General features: G+C 35.5%; 17 protein-coding genes. 9 read left to right on the top strand and 8 right to left on the bottom strand.

What is annotated here, in order from left to right; genetic code table 11:
- Positions 1-8 precede the first annotated feature (8 nt).
- The 5 genes from AABL85_RS00350 to AABL85_RS00330 form a co-directional block, all read right to left on the bottom strand.
- Positions 9-791: a UDP-2,3-diacylglucosamine diphosphatase gene (locus AABL85_RS00350; protein ID WP_041888502.1), complete on the bottom strand. Its 783-nt coding sequence runs from the start codon at positions 789-791 to the stop codon at positions 9-11.
- Between the two features lie 3 nt (positions 792-794).
- On the bottom strand, positions 795-1247 hold the full coding sequence (locus tag AABL85_RS00345; protein WP_286414685.1) for a 6-pyruvoyl trahydropterin synthase family protein: 453 nt from the start codon (positions 1245-1247) through the stop codon (positions 795-797).
- Between the two features lie 93 nt (positions 1248-1340).
- A complete protein-coding gene (locus AABL85_RS00340) occupies positions 1341-2315 on the bottom strand; it encodes a hypothetical protein (protein WP_341308798.1) in 975 nt (324 codons plus the stop codon).
- Between the two features lie 6 nt (positions 2316-2321).
- Positions 2322-3131, bottom strand: a complete 810-nt coding sequence (locus tag AABL85_RS00335; protein ID WP_286414681.1) for a hypothetical protein — start codon at positions 3129-3131, stop codon at positions 2322-2324.
- A gap of 206 nt (positions 3132-3337) precedes the next feature.
- A complete protein-coding gene (locus AABL85_RS00330) occupies positions 3338-4108 on the bottom strand; it encodes an enoyl-CoA hydratase/isomerase family protein (protein WP_286414680.1) in 771 nt (256 codons plus the stop codon).
- 727 nt (positions 4109-4835) lie between these two features.
- Here AABL85_RS00330 and AABL85_RS00325 point away from each other — a divergent pair.
- The 4 genes from AABL85_RS00325 to AABL85_RS00310 all read left to right on the top strand — a co-directional run bounded on the left by AABL85_RS00325 (position 4836) and on the right by AABL85_RS00310 (position 12305).
- Positions 4836-8582: a lectin-like domain-containing protein gene (locus AABL85_RS00325; RefSeq protein WP_341308797.1), complete on the top strand. Its 3747-nt coding sequence runs from the start codon at positions 4836-4838 to the stop codon at positions 8580-8582.
- 35 nt (positions 8583-8617) lie between these two features.
- A complete protein-coding gene (locus tag AABL85_RS00320) occupies positions 8618-10315 on the top strand; it encodes a hypothetical protein (RefSeq protein ID WP_341308796.1) in 1698 nt (565 codons plus the stop codon).
- A gap of 107 nt (positions 10316-10422) precedes the next feature.
- Positions 10423-11040: a hypothetical protein gene (locus AABL85_RS00315; RefSeq protein WP_286414676.1), complete on the top strand. Its 618-nt coding sequence runs from the start codon at positions 10423-10425 to the stop codon at positions 11038-11040.
- A gap of 17 nt (positions 11041-11057) precedes the next feature.
- A complete protein-coding gene (locus tag AABL85_RS00310; RefSeq protein ID WP_341308795.1) occupies positions 11058-12305 on the top strand; it encodes a gliding motility-associated C-terminal domain-containing protein in 1248 nt (415 codons plus the stop codon).
- Between the two features lie 270 nt (positions 12306-12575).
- On the opposite strand, the gene AABL85_RS00305 is transcribed toward AABL85_RS00310, so the two are convergent.
- On the bottom strand, positions 12576-12938 hold the full coding sequence (locus AABL85_RS00305) for a hypothetical protein (RefSeq protein WP_286414672.1): 363 nt from the start codon (positions 12936-12938) through the stop codon (positions 12576-12578).
- Between the two features lie 81 nt (positions 12939-13019).
- Here AABL85_RS00305 and AABL85_RS00300 point away from each other — a divergent pair, with 81 nt between their 5' ends.
- Positions 13020-13499 (top strand): GNAT family N-acetyltransferase, encoded by a 480-nt coding sequence (locus AABL85_RS00300; protein ID WP_341308794.1) that lies wholly within the window; start codon positions 13020-13022, stop codon positions 13497-13499.
- 3 nt (positions 13500-13502) lie between these two features.
- Here the strand turns inward: AABL85_RS00300 and AABL85_RS00295 are convergent, their stop codons facing one another.
- Together AABL85_RS00295 and AABL85_RS00290 are read right to left on the bottom strand one after the other, a co-directional pair.
- Entirely contained in the window at positions 13503-14729 is a 1227-nt protein-coding gene (locus AABL85_RS00295; RefSeq protein ID WP_286414668.1) for an MDR family MFS transporter, read from the bottom strand.
- A 22-nt stretch (positions 14730-14751) separates the two neighbouring features.
- Positions 14752-15384 (bottom strand): thymidine kinase, encoded by a 633-nt coding sequence (locus AABL85_RS00290; RefSeq protein WP_341308793.1) that lies wholly within the window; start codon positions 15382-15384, stop codon positions 14752-14754.
- 102 nt (positions 15385-15486) lie between these two features.
- Between AABL85_RS00290 and AABL85_RS00285 the strand changes: the two genes are divergently transcribed.
- The 4 genes from AABL85_RS00285 (at position 15487) to recJ (ending at position 20462) form a co-directional block, all read left to right on the top strand.
- Positions 15487-16875 (top strand): hypothetical protein, encoded by a 1389-nt coding sequence (locus AABL85_RS00285; RefSeq protein WP_341308792.1) that lies wholly within the window; start codon positions 15487-15489, stop codon positions 16873-16875.
- Positions 16876-16877: 2 nt separating this feature from the next.
- A complete protein-coding gene (rsmI, locus tag AABL85_RS00280) occupies positions 16878-17552 on the top strand; it encodes a 16S rRNA (cytidine(1402)-2'-O)-methyltransferase (RefSeq protein WP_286414664.1) in 675 nt (224 codons plus the stop codon).
- Between the two features lie 780 nt (positions 17553-18332).
- Complete coding sequence (locus AABL85_RS00275; RefSeq protein ID WP_341308791.1) at positions 18333-18755, top strand: OsmC family protein; 423 nt, start codon at positions 18333-18335, stop codon at positions 18753-18755.
- 3 nt (positions 18756-18758) lie between these two features.
- The gene (recJ, locus tag AABL85_RS00270) at positions 18759-20462 is read left to right on the top strand and encodes a single-stranded-DNA-specific exonuclease RecJ (RefSeq protein WP_341308790.1); all 1704 of its coding nucleotides are present in this window, start codon (positions 18759-18761) and stop codon (positions 20460-20462) included.
- The last annotated feature ends 18 nt before the right edge of the window (positions 20463-20480 follow it).

The following is a 20480-nucleotide window of genomic DNA, read 5'->3' as shown; positions in this document are numbered from 1 at the left end:
GTTTTTTGTTATTGTTTAGCTTCTGCAAGCTCTTTTTTATATTCTATTAAATGTAGACTAGTATCGTACTTACCATAGGTGAAGTAGTTAATCCAATCCCCTAAGTTAATATACTTAGACTGATCATTTAAATCAATAATCATGGGTAAATGACGGTGCCCAAAAACGAAGTAGTCGTAATGAGTGGTTTCTAATTTGCGTTTAGCATATAGGATTAACCATTCATTATCTTCTCCTAAGAATTTAATGTCTTCATCTCCTGATATCAGTTTATTCTTAACTGATAGGTAAGAGCCAAGTCTAACGCCGATGTCTGGATGTAACCATCTGAACAGCCATTTAGAGAAAGGATTGGTAAAGACTTTTTTCATTCTCTTATATCCCATATCTCCAGGGCCTAGTCCATCTCCATGTCCGATAAAGAACTTCTTACCATTAATGTCAAAGACTTTAGGCTCGTGATATACTGGTATTCCTAGTTCTGTTTGGAAGTAATCATCCATCCATAAGTCGTGGTTTCCTACAAAGAAGAAAACAGGAATGCCTCTATCTTTGATTTCAGCCAATTTACCAAGTATTCTTACAAAACCTTTAGGTACTACAGTCTTGTACTCAAACCAGAAGTCAAATAAATCTCCTAGTATGAATAAGGCGCCCATATCATCTTCTTTCTCGCGTAGCCACTGTAAGAATAATTCTTCCCTAGGAAGGCTTTTCTCTCGAGTGGGTGCTCCGAAGTGTTGATCAGAAGCAAAGTATATACTCTTATCTGTATTAATTGTAAAACTCAAGTCCTATAAATTATCTGATTGATGCCATTCAGCGTATGATGATTCTGTCTCTTGTAATCTTAATGAGTATAGTTCTATCCCTTTAGGTAATTTGCTTTTTATCTTCTGAGCGAAGTCAATAACCATGTTTTCGCTAGTTGGTTGATAATCGACAAGAATAACGTGGTGTCCGCGCTCTTCTAGTTCTTTTGCTAATTCTATATGAGGGGTATTTTTATTGAAAACAGTAGCGTGATCGAATACATCTACGATATCTCCTTTCACTATTTTTTTTAAGTCTCCAAAATCTATAACCATACCATACTTCACATTACTAGTATCCTCTATCGGAGTACCAATAACTGTAACAGCTAGCTTATAACTATGACCGTGTACGTTACGACATTTACCATCATAACCATATAAGGCATGTCCTGTTTCAAATGTGAATTGTTTTGTAATTCTAATCTTAGGCATAACTAAAAATTTTGGCAAAGGTACACAAAAATATAGTTGACCCCCTATATTTAGCGTAGCCTTTTCTCTTTATCCTTAAAGAGATGACCTTGTTTAGAACAATCGATATCTAACTTGGAAGGATACTTTAGGCCACCATTTAATTCGATTTAACCATTTCTCTCCTTTTTCGTTGTATTCAAAGTCGTTATCAAGATCGAAGAGTACTTTGCTTCCATCCTGTTTTAGTTCATAGTCCCCTTGGTACATCATCCCTAGTTCAAATGAGAAACCTAGTTTTTTATTCGTTACCACTCTTCCTATTCCTATCCCTAGATAAGGTTTGATAATACTACCAAGTGTAACATCAGCTTCCATATTTCCTTCATTTAACTTGATTTGGTTCCCTTGAAAGTCTAAATCAGGCCATTCGGCATATTGTTTTTTTAATTCTGCTCTATCACCAAAGATGTCAATTAAATATCCGTCTAACGCTGTTTTGTTTTGCCCAAAGTAGAAACCCCCTGAAAGGAAGAATAGACCATCAGGTACAGGATAAAAGTCAACTAAGGTGTGAGCATGTATCATGTGATTTTTACCTTTAATTCTTAAGTTAGGTTTACCTTTTTCTAGATATTGCCCTATGTTATTAGGGTCATCAATACCAACTTCATAATGCTTAGAATTATAGAAGAACAGGTCTATACCTCCTCTAAGTTTTAGATAGTTGTTGATAGGAGTTAATGCCTCTAGTGTTAGCCCCATCGTAGATACTCCTGCACTTAATGTCCATTCATAAAAGCGTTGGTCAGAGTAGTGCTTCGCTATATTATCTCTCACGAATTCGTCTTCACCTATATGTAATAAGTAAGCTGTTGAATTGTTGGGAGGTAAGGTAGGAGGTCCTGACTTCTTTTTCTTCTTTTTGTCTTCCTTAGGTTGTTGTTCATCTGTTGTTTTCTCTTGACTTACTTCTTCTACAGTATTCACTGCTGTACTCTCCATAGTTGGTTCTTCTTGTGCGTAAGAGTTTGTAGAGTAGATGAATAAGCACGATATAAGGATGGTTGATATATACTTTAATTTCATAATGTTTTAGAATATGCGGTAATTAAGTTGAAAGTTTACCATAGGCCATAGTTTTAGCCATTTGGTCACTTTATCTGCATCCTCTACTGAGGCATTTAGGTCACTCGTAGAAGCAACTGTTCTACCATTTTGTTTTAATGTATAATCTCCTTGATATAATACACCTAGTTCAAACTTAACACCTATACGTCTTTTAGAAACAGCCCGTCCTAATCCGATACCAACGTATGGCTTGATCACCTGACCTAATGTTAGTTCTGCGTCTATCTTACCATCTATTACTGCTAGTTCGTTACCATCGAAGTCTATTGTAGGCCATTCATAACCTGGTTTAAGTTCAGCAGGGGTACCATTACCATCTGTTAATAGTCCATTCGCTTTCAGTTTAGTACTACCTAAGTAGAAACCTGCTGTAAGATGAAATATTCCTTTTTTGAAAGGATAATAATCTACTAGTGCGTGTCCGTGAATAGCTTTAAGGCTACCATGCATCTCATAAGTAGGGGTGTAACCAAAGGCCTCATACAAGTATCCATCTTGATCATCAAAATCTACATCATACTTTTTAGAATTGAATTTAAAGTAATCTAATCCAGCTCTTAGTTTTAAACTTGAATTAATCGGAGTAGATGCCTCTAGAGTGAATCCTAATGTAGAAACTCCTGCCGAAATATTTAAATGACTTAGAAAGCCACCTTCATAATGTGAGGTGCTATACCTACCACTATCTCTATAGTCTGATACCTTTAGTGGCTCTGATGCAAGGGCTTTAAAGGAGATTAAAAGTATTGGTAGTAAGTACTTTAGTGATTTCATAGTTTTATATTTTTTAGCAAATATACCACAATGAGTTAATTTAAGTTAACATTAATATTAAATAGATGCTTATTCTGTGTAAATATTTTTTATACTGTTTAGTTTGACTAAATATGTCTTTGTTGTTTTATGTTTTTTAATAATAGTTGTAAGATATGTGTAATAAAATACCCCTTCTGAGTATGCGAGCTTAGAAGGGGTATATATTATTTTGCTTTAAATTGGTTAAGCGCATTTATTGTAAATTCTGATAATACTAGTCTACCTGATATTTCAGCACGTTGATGTAATAGTTCTGTCCAATGGTCTGTTCCTTCCCAGAATATTTTCTTCATTTCGCATAGAGCTTCTGGGTTATATGAACTTATCTTCGTAGCAAAGGTCTCTACTTCTAAGTCGAGTCTGTCTACAGTATCATATACCTCGCTATACAATCCGTGATTCTGTGCCCAAGTAGCCGTTTTCCATTCGTGAGCTGCAAGAGACATTTCTGTGAAGGCCGTTTTACCTATTTTACGAGATACAGCTGGTTCTATTACAAAAGGTCCAATACCTATAGCTAGTTCTGATAATTTAATAGATGCATTCGTTGTAGCAAAACAATAATCACATGCAGCAGCTAGTCCTACTCCTCCTCCTACAGTTTTGCCGTGGATACGACCAATAAATATCTTCGGACTTTTGCGCATTGCATTAATGACATTTGCAAAGCCAGAGAAAAAGGCTTGACCTGTAGCAGTATCTTTAATAGAAAGTAGTTCGTCAAAAGAAGCTCCTGCACAGAATGCGCCTGTTCCTTCACTTTTTAGAATTATTGTATTAATATGTGGGTGATCACTAAGTTTAGTAATTATACTAGTTAATTTTTCTAATTGCGAACTAGGAAAAGAGTTACTAGCTGGGCTATAGAATGATATAGTAGCTACTTTGTCTTGAATAGATTCAGTTATAAAAGGTTTATTATGGTCTTGATTCATGGTTAATAATTTTATTTTAAAAATAGTAAATAAAGATTAGAAAGCCTTGATTTTATAACTTTCCTTTCTTTGATATAACTTTAACAGTCACATTATGTGAAGATTAGGTGTTGTAATTTTGTATCAAAAACCGCTTATGGATAATGATACCTTGTTCACTTTCTTATTATTTAGTTATAAAATCATATTTTATCAAAAAATAGTATTTTTTCACTTCATTTTAAGGAATTATATTCTTCATTGTGTTGTAGTATGTGTTAGGATGATGAATTGTTTTGAGTAAATTTGCACAAAAATAGTTGGTTTTTTCACAGTATGTAATAAGCATTAATACAATTAGTTAGTGAGTTCTTGAGAAATTAATATATCACAATAGGTGATTTTTTTTAGTAAAAAAACAAACATGGCCTAATATTTGTTTTTAGTTATAATGAAGAGTTAATCATTACTTGTTTAGATGTCTTAAGTCTTCGAATTGAATAATGATTTTGAGTGTATGTTCTCAAATAAAAAGAGTAATAAAGGAAAAAGAGTAAGAGTATCATAAAAGTAGCAACTGTTTCTTAGTTGTAGATCACTAAAAAGTTTAATGGGATTTTAAACACCTTGTATTTGGTGTAGACTTCTATTTTCTAAATGTCTGATATCTCACATGATATGAGCAGAGGGATCTTTGTCTAAAATAAGTTAGAGGTTGTTTTTTTATAGTATTGTAAATGTGTTTGTTATGAAAGTTTTGATAAGTAAATATAGATATGTTTTAGCGTTTGTACTATGTGTTTTAGTAGGACAGTTATCTCCTTTATATGCACAGTTTACTATACAAGAAAGTTTTACTCATAGATCAGTGAATAGTAAAGTAGTATTAGGGGATAATGCTATACTAACGGCTTCACAAGGGCTAGATGATTATGGTACTGGGTGGTTAAGACTTACTTCTGATGGAATGAATCAAAAGGGGTATGCTATTATAGAAGAGAGTTTTCCTTCAGATAGAGGAGTATTGATTGACTTTGAATATAAAGCATGGCGTAAGAAAGATGGAAAGATTAGTGGTGGAGCTGATGGTATCTCTGTATTTCTATACGATGGAAGTATACCTAAAGGGAAGTTTAGACTAGGTAGTTATGGCGGGTCATTAGGATATGGACCAGGTGATAATACTTATGGTGTTACAGGTGGTTATATTGCCGTTGGACTTGATGAATATGGAAACTTTACTAGTGGAGCTGTAGGAAGACCTAATACAAGAGGTTCTTTTGCTCAGAGTGTTGTCTTAAGAGGAAAGGTTATAAATGACCTAAATAAGACTGCTAGATATCTAACACATGTAAAAGAACCAGGAGGTAAAACGATAGATTATGGATTTACTTATTCTAGGCCAGATGACTATAGTTTTTATAGGAGAGTGCAGATCGAGATGAAACCTATCTTAGAAGAAGATAGAAGTAAGAAGAAGCCTGATGGGACTTACGCTCTTAAAAAGAAGTTTCATATCAAAGTACGTATACAGCCTGTGTATAGTGGTCGATTCGTAGAAATATTAGACTATAAATACGATGAGTTACCTTACGAAACATTGAAGATTGGTTTTGCAGCTTCAACAGGGATGGCGGTTAATATTCACGAGATTAAAGATTTAAATGTCACAACTCCAGAAGGGTTAATGATTAATAAATCTGTCAACTTACTAGAAGCAAAAAAAGGAGATAAGTTAAGTTACACATTAGAGATGTCTAACCACTCATCTGATTTGTATAAAGACTTCAAACTAAACGATTATTTATCAACGATAAAAGAATTCTTTAGAGTAGACGAGATCTTTTTTGATAATAGAGGTAATAATAAAAACACATTGACACCTCCTTCTAATATTCCTAGTATATATAGTGCAAAGAGTATTGAGAATTGGAAAGTGAGTTTAGATGCTCACTCTTCTTCTAGAGTCATTATTAACGGAACAGTGATTGGCTACCCAGGTTTAGGAGTGTTATCTAATGAAGCTTATCTAGATGTAAGTAACCTAAAACTGCCGTATGTAGATCCTACGAAGATTCGTTCTATAGCACATACTAGCATTGTAGGTAAGCCACATCCTCAGCCTTCTATTTCATCAGATGTGAGTGTAATATGTGAAGGAGACGAGGCAATATTGACTGCTAAAAAGCCATTGACTACTATAGGTACTGTAGAATCTTACCGCTGGTTTAAAGACGGTAATTTATTTAAGGTACGCGAAGTAGGAGGTGATCTAGAAGATAGAGTAATCGAAGAACTATTACCTACAGAGAGTATTAGAGTAACAGAGCCAGGAGAATATAGTGTCGTTTATGTTATTAACGGTGTTAGTTCAGAAGAGTCCGCTAAGGTAAAGATTAATGTTAATCCTATTCCTAAGTTAAAATTGAAGAATACCTCTGATGCTTTAAGCTATACATTGAATGTAGGAGATTCTTTTGTACTGCCAGTTATGATAACAGATCGTGCTAGTGATATGATTACTTGGTATGGAGTGAATGGAGAAGAAATTATTGATAGGACGAGTCCTAAGGTCTTTAACCAAGCAGGAGTTTATAACTATACTGTAGTTGCTGAGAATGCTAATGGATGTTCGGATATCAAGAATATTCAAGTCAATGTATTTAATAATGAAGATTGTCCTCCAACTTATGAACGATATTGGGCAACGGACTATACAGCGTGGTATTCTGCTCTGACAGGAGGAGTATCTAATAAAGGTAATGCTATTGATGGACGACCAGACACATATTCTACTATAACAGTAGGATTAGGACTATTAGGATTAGGGACTACATGGCAGAATATTTACTTCAAAGAAGATCAAGCAGCAGGAACACCTGTGACAGTGAAGCTCGGTAAAGAATATAGTGGCTTAGTTGCATTGGGTGGTGTTACAGTAGTAGGCCTTGATGCTAATGGAAAGAAAATAGGAACGTTACAAGGTGTAGATGGAGGATTAGTAGATCTGTTAGCAGCAGACAATGTGTTGGAATATACATTCGTACCATCGAATAAGAAAGGACCACAGAAATATAGAGGAGTACAAGTAGTCTTAGGATCTACAGTAGGTGTAGCTCAGAATGCTAAGGTTTATGGGGCTTATGTGACTAAGCAAGTGGAGAATCCAAGTTGTGCAGCTGTACTACCTAATATTAATCCCAATGTGTTAGATGTACTCCATGGAGTAGAAGATGTGGGACTAGGAGCATTAAGTGCCACAGCATCTGTTAGTCTCCCTTGGAATGCTGTTGATGATGATCCTAATAGTTATGCAATAATAGCAAGAGGGGTAGCAGTAGCGAATATGGCAAGCCTAACCGTAGTGTTTAAACAAACTGCCCTACCAGGGGATGAGTTGCATATTACAGCAGAGAATAAGAACCCAGGAGTATTGAGTTTAGAATTAGTCAAAGGCTTTAAGATTCAACGCTATTTAGGTGATAAGAAAGTAGGAGAACCACTTACAGAATCTAATGGAGCACTTCGCTTGAGATTATTAGGGATAGGAGGTAGAGATAGATACAGAATTATAGTAGCGCCTTCTACAGAACCTTTTGATAGAGTGAAGATATCGTATGGTTCAGTTGTAGGAGTATTAGGAGATTTTACTCATATCTATAACGTTGATCTAGTTCCTAGAGTAGAAGTCGGTATGGAGATAGAGACAGATCAGTACGGTTATGAACTAGAACAAGTTCTTCAGTTATGTGAAGGAGAACCGTTGAGGATACAACCACAGAATAGCCATTGTACTAGTTATGAAGTGTACACTTCAGAGAAAGGAATGACTAGACTACCTGCTTTGGATGATATGTTTACGATAGACTTGTCTAAGCATTATAAGGTAGGAGATGAGTTTACAGTATATGTACAGGCTGTTAGAAATGGATGTACGATAGGCTCTAGAACGCCAATTAAGATTAAAATAAATAGTCTGCCTTCTGTAGAACGTGTAATCGCTAAGGATAGCAAAGGAAAGCAGACTACGGTAGTAGATCAAGTAAATATTAAAGGGGGACAGCCATTACAGCTTAGCCCTGTAGTGATAGGAGATATACAGCGATATGACTGGGAATATTTATTAGATATAGAGAATGAGTGGAAGGCGTTTCCTTTCGCTACTGTGGATAATCCAGAAGTAGAGATAAGAAAAACTATTGTAGAACGAGATAGCAAAGGCAATGTATTGTTTGATGCTAACGACAAACCGATTATTAGACAGCAGGGAGGAGTATTTATCATCAAGCCAGGAACAGGAGCGCTGACGATAACCTTTCCTAAAGATGCCAAAGTCAATGGAGAGAACTGGCATAATAAAAAAGGTAAAGTGAGATTAACCATAACTAATTTGACAGGATGTAGTACATCTGTAATCTATGATCTGGCTTTTCTAAGAGGATTTAGAGAAGGAATATTCTCTAACCCTATGTTACCAAGTAAAAAGACAAAATAACAAAACAATACAGATATTAAATAGAGTTTATAATCATGAAGAAAATTATCATTTTAGCCGCTTTCTTAGGAACTTTTTATACAGCATCAGCACAGGTAGGTATTGGTACTCCAGAACCTGAAACATCAGCTGAACTTGAAATTCTTTCTAATCACAGAGGGGTATTGATTCCACGTGTAAGTTTGTCAGACTTAAAAGTTTTTGCACCGATAGATGGAACACAAGTAGAGAGTTTATTGATTTATAACCTTAATGAGGATATTTCTAAAGAGATATTAAAAGGATTCTATTACTGGACATTAGAGAATGGAGGACAGTGGAATAGAATAGTAAGCAAAACGGAGCTAACTACTGTGATCAATGGATTACATAATAATGTAACTAAATTAGAAGGAGACGTAAAGAATATTCAGAATGTAATTAACTATATCGTACCGACTAATCCTGACAATAAAGATGCTGATAAAGAAGGGCATTCTACTATTGTGTTTGACCCAGTGAAGAATGAGTTTAAGTATGTGGTTTATAACACAGTTAGTAATAAATATGAGACAGCGAATGTAGACTTCGAAGATCTAGTATTAAAAGAAGAGACTAAGACCTTCTTCCGCATATTAGAAGCTTCTGGTGATAACAAAACAAAGAAATTCCTTTTCTTCTCAGAGACAACTATTCAGAATTGGTTAGCTCAGAAAGGAAATGAAGGGAAGACTGAGAACGATGTACCTAATGATGCAGAAGGTGTAGTAGTAATAGATGTAGTAGGAGAAATCGCTTCTAATGTATCTAACTTCTTTAATAGTAAAACGACTGTGCTAAAAGAAGGAAGTACTAGCGAGTACTATACTATAGAAGAGTTAATCAAGAATATCTCTACGAAGGTAGATGGTAACGTAATCTATAAGAATACTGGGGATGGTACGAATGCTAATTGGGAGTTCCAATTCTATAATAATGGCAAGTATGAGACCATTAACCTTAAAGATTTAGTAGCAGATACAGAGACGACTACAGTAGTAGTACCAGTAGTGAAAAATGGTAAGACTGTAGGATATAAATATTTCAATGAAGAAGCTGTAAAAGCATTCTTGGCAAACAATGCAGGTAAGACTGTTGCTGATATTACAGGAGGTACTACAGGAGGTACAGAAGTAAATGTAGTAGGTGATATCGTAAACAACTTTAGTGATATTCTAAACCAAGAGGTAAAAGAAGGTGATGTTACTTATAAAGTAGGGGATCTAATCTCTAAGTTTATTAATAAAGGAGGTAATGTGTATTACGGAAAGGTAGCAGACGATAAAGAAGAAGTATTCTATACGATAGAAGATAATGGAACGAAGAAAGAAATCAGCTTTGACTTTATCACGAATTATATTACTAATAATGTGGATAAGATCAAGAATATCTTAGGTGATCATATCGATGTTGCTAATAGTAAAGTAATCTTTACAGGGAATACGATTAATAATAAGAAGGTTTATAAGTTCATAGGGACTACTAATATCGCTAAAGTTAACTCAGCTAAAACATCAGGAGTAAGTATTCCTTCAGGCGCTACAGTAGGGTCAGTAGTAAGTATCCAAGTATTACAAGGAGAGATGCTGAAGACTACAGCTACTACTGACATTGAGGTAAAAGGAGGCAAACTTAACTTCAATATCGGATCAGGTAACCAGTACATCATGATTGGAGAAGGTGACTATAATGTAATCGTAGAGTTTACAGAATAGTTATGTAAAATATAGACAAGCAAACAAACAATAATCAAACAACTCACACCACACTGTGCGAGTCTTGTATTGAGACTCGCACTTTTTTTTCAATTACTTAAAGAGAAATGATGAAGCAATTATATTTCGCAATGCTTGCTGTGCTATTCAGCGCTCTAAGTTTTGCACAAACTAAGATTGGTACATCACCTGATATAAATGCAGATGCAATGTTTGAGGTAGAGTCTACAAACAAGGGGCTATTGTTGCCACGTGTAGAGCTTACATCAACTGACAAGTCTGCTCCAATGAGTGCCCACGTAGCTGGAATGACTGTGTACAACACTAAAGCGCAAAATGACGTGCTTGTAGGGTTTTATTACAATGACGGAAATAAGTGGCAACAGATGGTAACCAAAGATTATAAGGCAGTAAAGTTTTTCTATATGCCTTCTATTTTATTCGATACCTCAGAAGACCGCACAGGTGTAAAAATCAATTTATTTGAAGAATACAAAAAGCAATTCTCTTTGCAGAATAGTAATCACTTTGTCAGCGAAGGAGCTCCTACTACAGGTATTCCTTATTTTGAGAAGCCGACAGACTTATACTATTATGTGACGAGTTATGATAAAGATGTCTTTACGATAAAGTCAATATCTAAAGAAGGAGTGATGACTTATGATGTAAAGGCTGCAGCAACAGACTGTACGATTATGAATATCATATTCGTAGTGAAAGACTAATACTAACTATAGAAGGGATGAAGATATATTTGAGATTACTACTGTGTACAGTGATGCTGCCGACTATAATTTATAGTCAAGCAGTGAATAAGGGTATGTTTTATATCAAACCGGGTTCTATGGTCTCTGTGTATTATACGTTAGAGAATCAAGGAGAAGGTGATTTTAGAAATAACGGGGAGCTTTACTTACATCATGACCTTGTTAATAATGGTAAAATGTTTGATTATAAAGGCAATACTCCTCAAGGTAGTACATTTCTTATCGGAACTGCTAAACAAACCATAGAAGGACAGACAGAAACTCATTTCAATAATTTGATTTTAAATAATCCTGTACGCGATAGGGCCTTTGATATCAAGACTTCTGTGAGTATTGCAGGTGCAGTAGAATTTACTCAAGGTATCGCAAAGGTGGATTCTCTTCAGGGTGCTTTTACGTTCTTAAATAAATCTAATGTTCTTCACGTCAGTGATATCTCTCATATCGAAGGAGAAGTAGAAAAAGAAGGAAATGAAGATTTTACCTATCCAAAAGGGGATAAAGGATTCTATAGACAAGCTACTATCTCGGCTCCTAAGCATCAGAAAGATATTTTTGTAGGCAGGTATAGTTTAGACGATAAACAATTCTTTAAAGTCAGACAAGCAGGTTCTGGTGTTGTAGATAAGATTAATACAAGAGAATATTGGCTAATAGAGCGTGCACAGACTACAGCGAGTCCCATCGTTCTTACCTTGACTTGGGATGAGCGTACTACACCTAAAGAGATTTATGAACAAGCTTTAGATAATCTGCATATCCTCAGATGGGATGCTGTAGAACAGCTATGGGTAGATGAAGGGGGTATAGTAGACATTGAGAATAAGACTGTGACTACGCCTACTACATTAGAGAAGTACGGTTTCTTTACACTAGGTACAGTGAAAACTGATAAAATGCTGAAGGGAGATGTAGTGATCTATAACTTCGTCAGTGCGAATGGTGATGGAGATAATGATTTCTTCAGAATAGATAATATTCAGCGATATCCAAATAATCGTGTCGAAATATTTAATCGTTGGGGAGTTAAGGTGTATGAGACTGCTAATTATAACAGTAGTGGTAATGCATTTAGAGGTTACTCAGATGGTAGGGTAACAGTAAGGAAGAATGAACTATTACCGACAGGTACCTATTTCTATATTGTCTCTTATGAGTATAAAGATGATAGAGGATCTAGTATGATTAAGAAAACAGGATATCTACATTTAGAAACAAACTAGCTCAATGAAGAAGACTTTTCTTGTTGAGATTTTTATATACTTTACCGTAGTTAAAGAGAGCTAAGACAGTGTTTTGGCTCTTTTTTTTGTAGTATCAATAAGAGGATAGATATGTAACAAAACAAATAATATCAGAAAGGATACTATATGTTAAATATTTGAATATTGTACTAAATCATTAAGAAAAAGTATCTTTTTAATCTATTTATACAGGTCTATCTTTGTATAGTATATGATAGTGTAGTAAGCTAGATATAAGAATAAAGAACACTATACTATAGGAGGGGGATCTACTAAGGGTATATATGGTGTTGAATGGATGACATGTTTATAATAAAAAGGACTGTAATTATAAGTAACTTTTTGTTTCGTATAGATTGCTGATTCTATTTGATTGATAAAGAAAGTTTCACAAGCTATCGTAGTTACTTTATGTGTATCAGTATCCTTTGTATCAGGATTAGACGAACGCGAAGTGTTTTTATACACAGTATACACATACATATTAGCAGTAGGGCAATACATTAACTTTTTGTCACAGGTCTGTTCCACAGAGAAGTTAATCTTCTCTGCGCCAAATAAGGCAAAAATGATAATGAGTAGCCAGGCTATATGTCTGTTGTAATGATTCATCTAGTCACAAATATATTTGTTTCTATAGAACTTTATAGCGCAGTTGTTAAATAAGAAAGGTTTTTTAACATATTTTGAATAATGAAAGAGAAAGTTTTATTTTTTGAAGTCCTAACACAAGAGGAGGCCATAGAAATAGCTTATAATTGGAAGTATGAAGGAATATTAAGCTTTTATAATATGACTTCAGATTTAGAGGATTTACATGATTTTTTAGATGAGAACGTGAGAGGCCAGAATACCTTCAGTGTACGTACACCAAGAGAGAAGGATATTATAGCTTATTTTTATTACGATTTAGTAGACAATAATACAGCAGAAATCGTATTAGGAATTAACCCTATCCATCTTAATAAAGGGTATGGTAAGGAAATCATACAATATGCAGAAGAAGCTCTACACGAGCGAAAAGCTGTGGAGAAAATAACTGTAGCTGTAGCGAAGTTTAATACCTTAGGAGTTGACTTCTATCAAAATCTTGGGTATTCTAGTGTAGGTGAATTTGAGAACCATACTAATGGTGGACTGTACACATTCTTAAAAATGGAGAAGAAACTATAACGTTTATTCCTCAGCCATTTTTTTGACTGAGTAGTTCAGACCTAGTGCCGCTATGATGACTAAGGCAGCTGTGCCTAGCCATAAGATATCATACCCTAGAGTAGAAGCTACTTTTGTCCCCAGGATAGGTGAGATAATAAATCCGATAGCGAAGGTTAGCCCATTCACTCCCATATATGCACCTTTATTCTTACTACCAGCGCGCATAGCCGTCACTGTAGAGGTAAATGGCATCGCTAGCATCTCAGATACACATAAGATAGTCATCGATATATAGATAGCGATATAACTATAGTCAAAGGCAAGCATACCATACCCTAAAGCACTTATCATTACCCCGTAGAAGATAGTCTGTCTGATCGTAAAGTATTTCTCTGCTACATGCACTAATAGCATCTCTGTTAAGAAGATTAATAGACCACTGTATCCTAAGATAAGCCCTATCTCTACTTCATCTAGCCCTACAGCTTTCTCATAGAATATAGGTAGTGTACTTAATAGCTGTAAGAATGCGATAGAGTATAACGTACAGAATACACTGTATATTAAGAACATCTTATCCTTATATGGAGACTTATTAGACACATCCTCTACCTCGTTTAACTCAGTGATATCTTCTTGTTCTAATAATAATTCTTTGTTTGTCTTTCTATTTCTAAAGAAGTAGATGAACACGACAGCGGCTAGAAACGCAGCAGTAGCATTCACGTAGAATAATAACGCATACGAGATCGCAGCTAGAATACCTCCCATAGCTGGACCAATAGAGAATCCTAAGTTCACTGCCATTCTATTTAGAGAGAAGGCACGTGTGATATTCTCTGGTTTTGCATACATGGTGATGGCTACAGAGTTTGCCGGTCTAAACATTTCGCTGACAGCACTCTGTAATAACATCATCAGTGCTAGACTGACTACAGACGTGAAGTGTGGTAACATGATGAATACAGGTATGCTACCAAGTAAGCTTAAGTACTGTACTTTATAGTTACCTATCTTATCGGTCACCCATCCACCTACGGTAGTCCCTATAATAGAACCAACCCCAAAACAAGCTAATACATATCCTGTCTGTTCTTGACTAAAGTGAAGTTCTTTCGTCATATACACACCTAAGAATGGCAATACCATAGACCCCGATCTATTGATTAACATTACAATTGCTAGCATCCATGATGCTGATGATAAACCTTTGTAAGAGTCGATATAGATTTGAGCTATTTTTTTCATAAGTGTGGTGGTCGTTAAAGTATTATTCTATTTGTTCTGGTGGTATTGTATTTTGTTTTTCTGATTTTGATATATCTATACCTCTTAGCGCATTGAAGTAAGCTGCTCTACTCAGCGGCTCATATTCTTGTGTTTCTCCTAGCATGACGATATCCTCACTAGCAGCCTTTCTGAAGCTATAATTAGCTAGATTTCCTGATCTAGTACAGATAGCATGTACTTTAGTTACATACTCTGCAGTAGCCATTAAATAAGGCATTGGGCCAAAAGGATTTCCTTTAAAGTCCATATCTAATCCAGCTACGATCACTCTGATGCCTGAGTTGGCAAGGTCATTACACACCCTGACAATTTCTTCATCGAAGAATTGAGCTTCATCTATTCCTACCACATCACATCCATCAGCTAATAATCTGATATGTGCTGCAGAAGGCACAGGTGTAGACCTAATCTCATTAGAATCATGAGATACGACGAATTCATCGTGATATCTTGTATCGATAGCAGGTTTAAAAATTTCGACTTTTTGTTTGGCAAATTTGGCTCTTTTCAGTCTGCGAATCAGTTCTTCAGTCTTACCAGAGAACATAGAACCACAGATAACTTCGATCCAACCAAATTGTTCTTTGTTATTAACGGGATTTTCGAGAAACATTTTGTAAATTTCAAGCTGAAACCAGCGGTTTTTTCTGTTATTTTTGTATTGAGCAAATTTATCAAAAAAAGCTCGTCAATTTACTAATGCAAAATAAAAGTTATGAAGAAAGTCTTAGAAGGAGAGTTGTTAAGTCTGGCTCATCGTGTATTACAATTGAAAGACAAGGAAGTAGATAGTTTATATAGAGAAGCTAAAGAATTATATGAGAAGCTTACCATTTTAAAATTCTATCAAGATCATTTTGAAGCAGGATTAATGAAAGATGTTTCTCCTGAACAATTGGACAATGCTTTAAAAGCGATGGCTATTAACTATTCGAATTCAAATACTGTGGATGAGGTAGTTCGTCACCAGATGCCTATAGATCTAGTGGAAGAAGAATATCCTATCGTTGCAGAAACTGAAAAAGAAGCCATCAATACTATAGACGAAAGCCTTCTTGCAGATAAAGTGAGTAAAATAGCACCAGAAGTAGTAGAGGAAGCTCCTGTCGCTCAGAAAAAAGTCATGTATGACGAACCTTTTATTACAGAGGTTTATATAGATGATAGTGCAAATGAAGCTGATGATGCTCAGCTTCACCATTATCTGGATCAGCATGAGGCTATGCTAAAGCCGCTAGATGAACGTGAGGTAATAGCTAATACAGCAGTAGAAAATCCTGTGGTAGAACAAGAAGTAGTAGCGCATACCACAGCAGAAATACCAGTAGTAGAGGAAGAGGAAGAAGAGGATAACGATGATGTGGAGGTAACTACTTTCTACGAAGAAGAAGTTGTGGTAAAAGAGGAGGTAATAGAGACTCCTATACCTTCTACTGTAGAAGCTGCTAAAGAGGAGAGCATTGAGGAGGCATTAGTAAATATAAACGAACAATTCGCTCCTGCTAAAATAGAAGATACACTAGAAGAAACTACCATTACTGCTAACTATAAAGTAGAAGAGGAAGTAAAAACAGTAACAGAGAACAAACCGAATACAGATGATCCTTTCTTTGGATTCGACTTCAGTGATGTAGAATTTGTCAGAGTAGAGGATGTTGATAAACAAGAGGTACAGAAGTTTGACACAGAGTTTGTGCCTAAGGAACCTGTTGTAGAAGCTAGCTTTACACAGCCAGAACCTATCGCTCCTGTAGAACAACACATAGAGCCAACTGTGGAAACTCCTGTGCCACAGAGTACACTATTTAATGTAGAGCATACTTCTGTACGCGAACCAAAGATCAATAAGCCTAAGTCTATTAATGATATTTATAGTTCTACTATCGTAGTAGGCTTGAATGACCGTATAGCTTTCGAAAGACATTTGTTTAACGGAAGTGCAGAAGACTTTAATAGAGTATTGTCACAGTTAAATACCGTGAGCTCTTTTGATGAGGCAAATAGCTTAATAGACCATTTAGTAAAACCAGAATACAATAACTGGGAAGGAAAAGAAGAATACGAAGAACGCTTTATGACGTTAGTAGAAAAACGTTTTATATAATTATGGGGAAACTTTACTTGGTACCTACACCAATTGGAAATTTAGAAGATATGACGTATCGCGCAATAAAAGTATTGCAAGAAGTAGATTATATCTTAGCAGAAGACACACGTAATAGTGGAAAACTATTAAAGCATTTTGAAATCTCTACACCGATGTTTAGTCATCATATGCATAATGAGCATAAGACTGTAGAAGGATTAGTAAAGAGAATGCAAGCAGGAGAGACCTTCGCACTGATATCAGATGCAGGTACACCGGCTATCTCTGATCCAGGATTTTTATTGACACGTGCGTGTGTAGAGCAGGGTGTAGAAGTAGAGTGTCTACCAGGAGCAACAGCATTCGTCCCTGCATTAGTGAATAGTGGTTTGCCAAATGATAAGTTTGTTTTTGAAGGGTTTTTACCTGATAAGAAAGGAAGACAGACGAGATATTTAATTCTAGCAGAAGAGACCAGAACGATGATCCTTTATGTATCTCCTCATAAGTTAGTAAAGACTTTAGGAGAGTTTAAAGAATACTTCGGAGAAGATAGACAAGTTTCTGTCTCTAGAGAATTGTCTAAACTACATGAAGAGACCGTAAGAGGTACAGTGGTAGAAGTGTTAGCTCACTTCGAAGCGAAGCCTCCTAAAGGAGAGATCGTAGTGATCGTAGCTGGAAAAAATAAATAAGAAATAAATAGTTATCTTAGCCAGATAGGCTAGTACAGTATAGAGAGAAGCCCATAGCAGATTGTTATGGGCATTTTTTTACTTAAAATTGAGCGATCTGTTCTGTTGGACATTTAGTCTATTAGTACGTTTTTTGATTAGAAGGAGCGACTTCTTCAATACCTCTACAAGAGTACTTCAACAGTTCTTCAAGAAAGAGGCTTCTAAGTAGAGTAATCTTGGGGAAATGTTGAAGAAGTGTTGAAGAGAACGCTAATAACCCCCATGTTCAGTGGCTTAGCAGATAATAGGCTCTAGATGATCTTATGATTTAGTTTTGTAATAATGTGCTGATTATTAGTGTGATAATTGTTTTTATTCGCAATATGAGGTGTGAAAAAAGTGAGGTTTTTTTTACGACTTTTAACCTAAATACAGCTTTACAGTAAGTATTTTGATTAAAAATAGCGCAAAAAAGGTATTGTATTAAACGAAAAAGCTTCTTTCCAGATTGTAAAAGAGGATATTTAGTCAAATAAAGTGTTTTAGACTAAAAAAAGGAATGTACATATAAAGGACTGTTTATAGACTTATGTTTGATGTAGTTGTGTATATATCGTCCTGTTTTTAGAGAAGTGATGTATAGAGATTGTATGTTTAGCGAATATTTTTGTGATTAGGATAATAGTTAGGCTGTACAAGATGGTAAGAATAGGGTTGAGCATCAGATTCTCTTTTTGCATCTTCTTTAAATAGTGAACATTGATTTTTTTTTGATACATTTGATAAAAACAGAACATTATGTCACATAAAGTAACTACAAGTTGGATAGAAAACATGCAATTCGAATCAACTAATCCAAGTGGAGGAACGATTAGAATAGATGCAGGCCCTGAAAATGGAGGAGATAATAAAGGTCTAAGACCTAAAGCATTAATGTTGTCTGCTTTAGCAGGATGTTCAGGATTAGATGTAGCATCACTGATTAAGAAAATGAGATTAGAGGTTGCTGATTTTAAAATAGAGACAGAAGGATTACTTACAGATACAGATCCGGCGACCTATCATACTGTGATAGTAGAATATCACTTCTACGGTGCTAATCTAGATGAAGCGAAGCTAAAAAAAGCAGTAGATTTATCTATAGAGAAGTATTGCGGTGTAATGGATATGTTTAAAGAATTTGCTGAAGTTAAAACTAGTATTCATTATCATAAAGAGTAATTAATGCGCTGGTATTTAAAACAAGATCCAGATGAAAAAATAGTTGCTCATTTACAAGAAGTTTTAGGTGTAGATCCTATAGTAGGGAGATTATTAGCACAGCGTGGGATAGATACCTTCGAAGCTGCTAAGAAATTCTTTAGACCTTCTTTAGAAGATTTGCACGATCCCTTTCTGATGGCAGATATGACAGAGGCTGTCCATCGCATTCTAAACGCGATAAAGAATCGAGAATCTATCTTGGTTTTCGGAGATTATGATGTGGATGGAACTACTTCTGTTGCCTTAATGTATTCATATTTAAAGAGCTTAGGTGCTCAGGTAGATACTTATATACCAGATAGATATAATGAGGGGTATGGTATCTCTTATCAAGGGATAGACTATGCTATAACACAAGGTATTCACCTAATCATAGCTCTAGACTGTGGTATTAAATCTATTGAACATATTCAGTATGCTAAAGAGAAAGGTGTTGATTTTATAATATGTGATCATCACTTACCTGGTGAGACTATTCCTGATGCAGTAGCTGTATTAGACCCTAAACGAGTAGACTGCCTATATCCTTATAAAGAGTTATGTGGATGTGGTGTGGGGTTTAAGTTAATTCAGGCATTAAACACAGTTCAGGAACATCCTTTCTCTTCTATAGAACCTTATCTAGATCTAGTAGCTACTGCTATAGCTGCAGATGTAGTACCTATTACAGGAGAGAACAGAGTGCTAGCGTACTACGGACTTAAGGTGATTAATAAGACTCCTCGTCCAGGTATTAAGGCATTAATGAAATTATATGACTTAGAGACGTATACGATGAGTGATATTGTATTTAAGTTGGCTCCTAAAATCAATGCTGCAGGGAGAATAGAACACGGCAACTTTACCGTGTATTTATTGACAGAAGCAACAGAAGAAGGGGCAAATAAAACAGTCGAAAAAATCGTAAACATCAATGAAGAGCGAAAATCTCTAGATCAAGGAATTACGGAAGAAGCGCTTAAACAGATAATCGATCATAAATTAATAAACTCGAAGAGTACGGTGGTGTACAGTCCATCATGGCATAAGGGGGTGATCGGTATCGTGGCGTCTCGTCTTATAGATACCTATTACAGACCTACTATCGTATTTACAGATAGTGGAGATTACCTAGCTGCTTCTGCACGCTCTGTTAAGAACTTTGATATCTATCAGGCTCTAGAGGCGTGTTCTGAGTATCTTATTCAGTTCGGTGGGCATATGTATGCTGCGGGACTGACGATAAAAAGAGAAAATCTAGATGCCTTTAGACAGAAGTTTGAAGAAGTAGTGTCTAATACGATTCAAGAGACAGACCTTATACCCGAAATCGAGATCGATGCTAAGATCCAGTTTTCAGAGATAACAGATAAGTTTCTACGAATTTTAAAACAGTTTGAACCATTTGGTCCTGGTAATCCTAGTCCTTGTTTTTTGACGAAAGAAGTTTTTGATACAGGATATGCAAAATTAGCAGGAGCAAAAGGAGAACATCTAAAAGTAAGTTTTAAACAGAGAAGAAACCCAGGTTATAAGTTCAGTGCTATAGGTTTTAACCTAGGTGCTCAGTATGAGTATGTAAAAGATAAGCAACACGTAGACATCATTTATTCTATCGAAGAGAACAACTGGAGAAATAAAACTACTATTCAATTGCAAATAAAAGACCTACAGTTGTCTTGGTAATTGAATAAAGTGTTATTT

The organism is Myroides odoratimimus (assembly GCF_038039805.1).
Classification (GTDB): domain Bacteria; phylum Bacteroidota; class Bacteroidia; order Flavobacteriales; family Flavobacteriaceae; genus Flavobacterium; species Flavobacterium odoratimimum_B.
The sequence above is the reverse complement of the archived record's forward strand: the minus strand, read 5'-3'. Positions and strand labels throughout refer to the sequence as shown.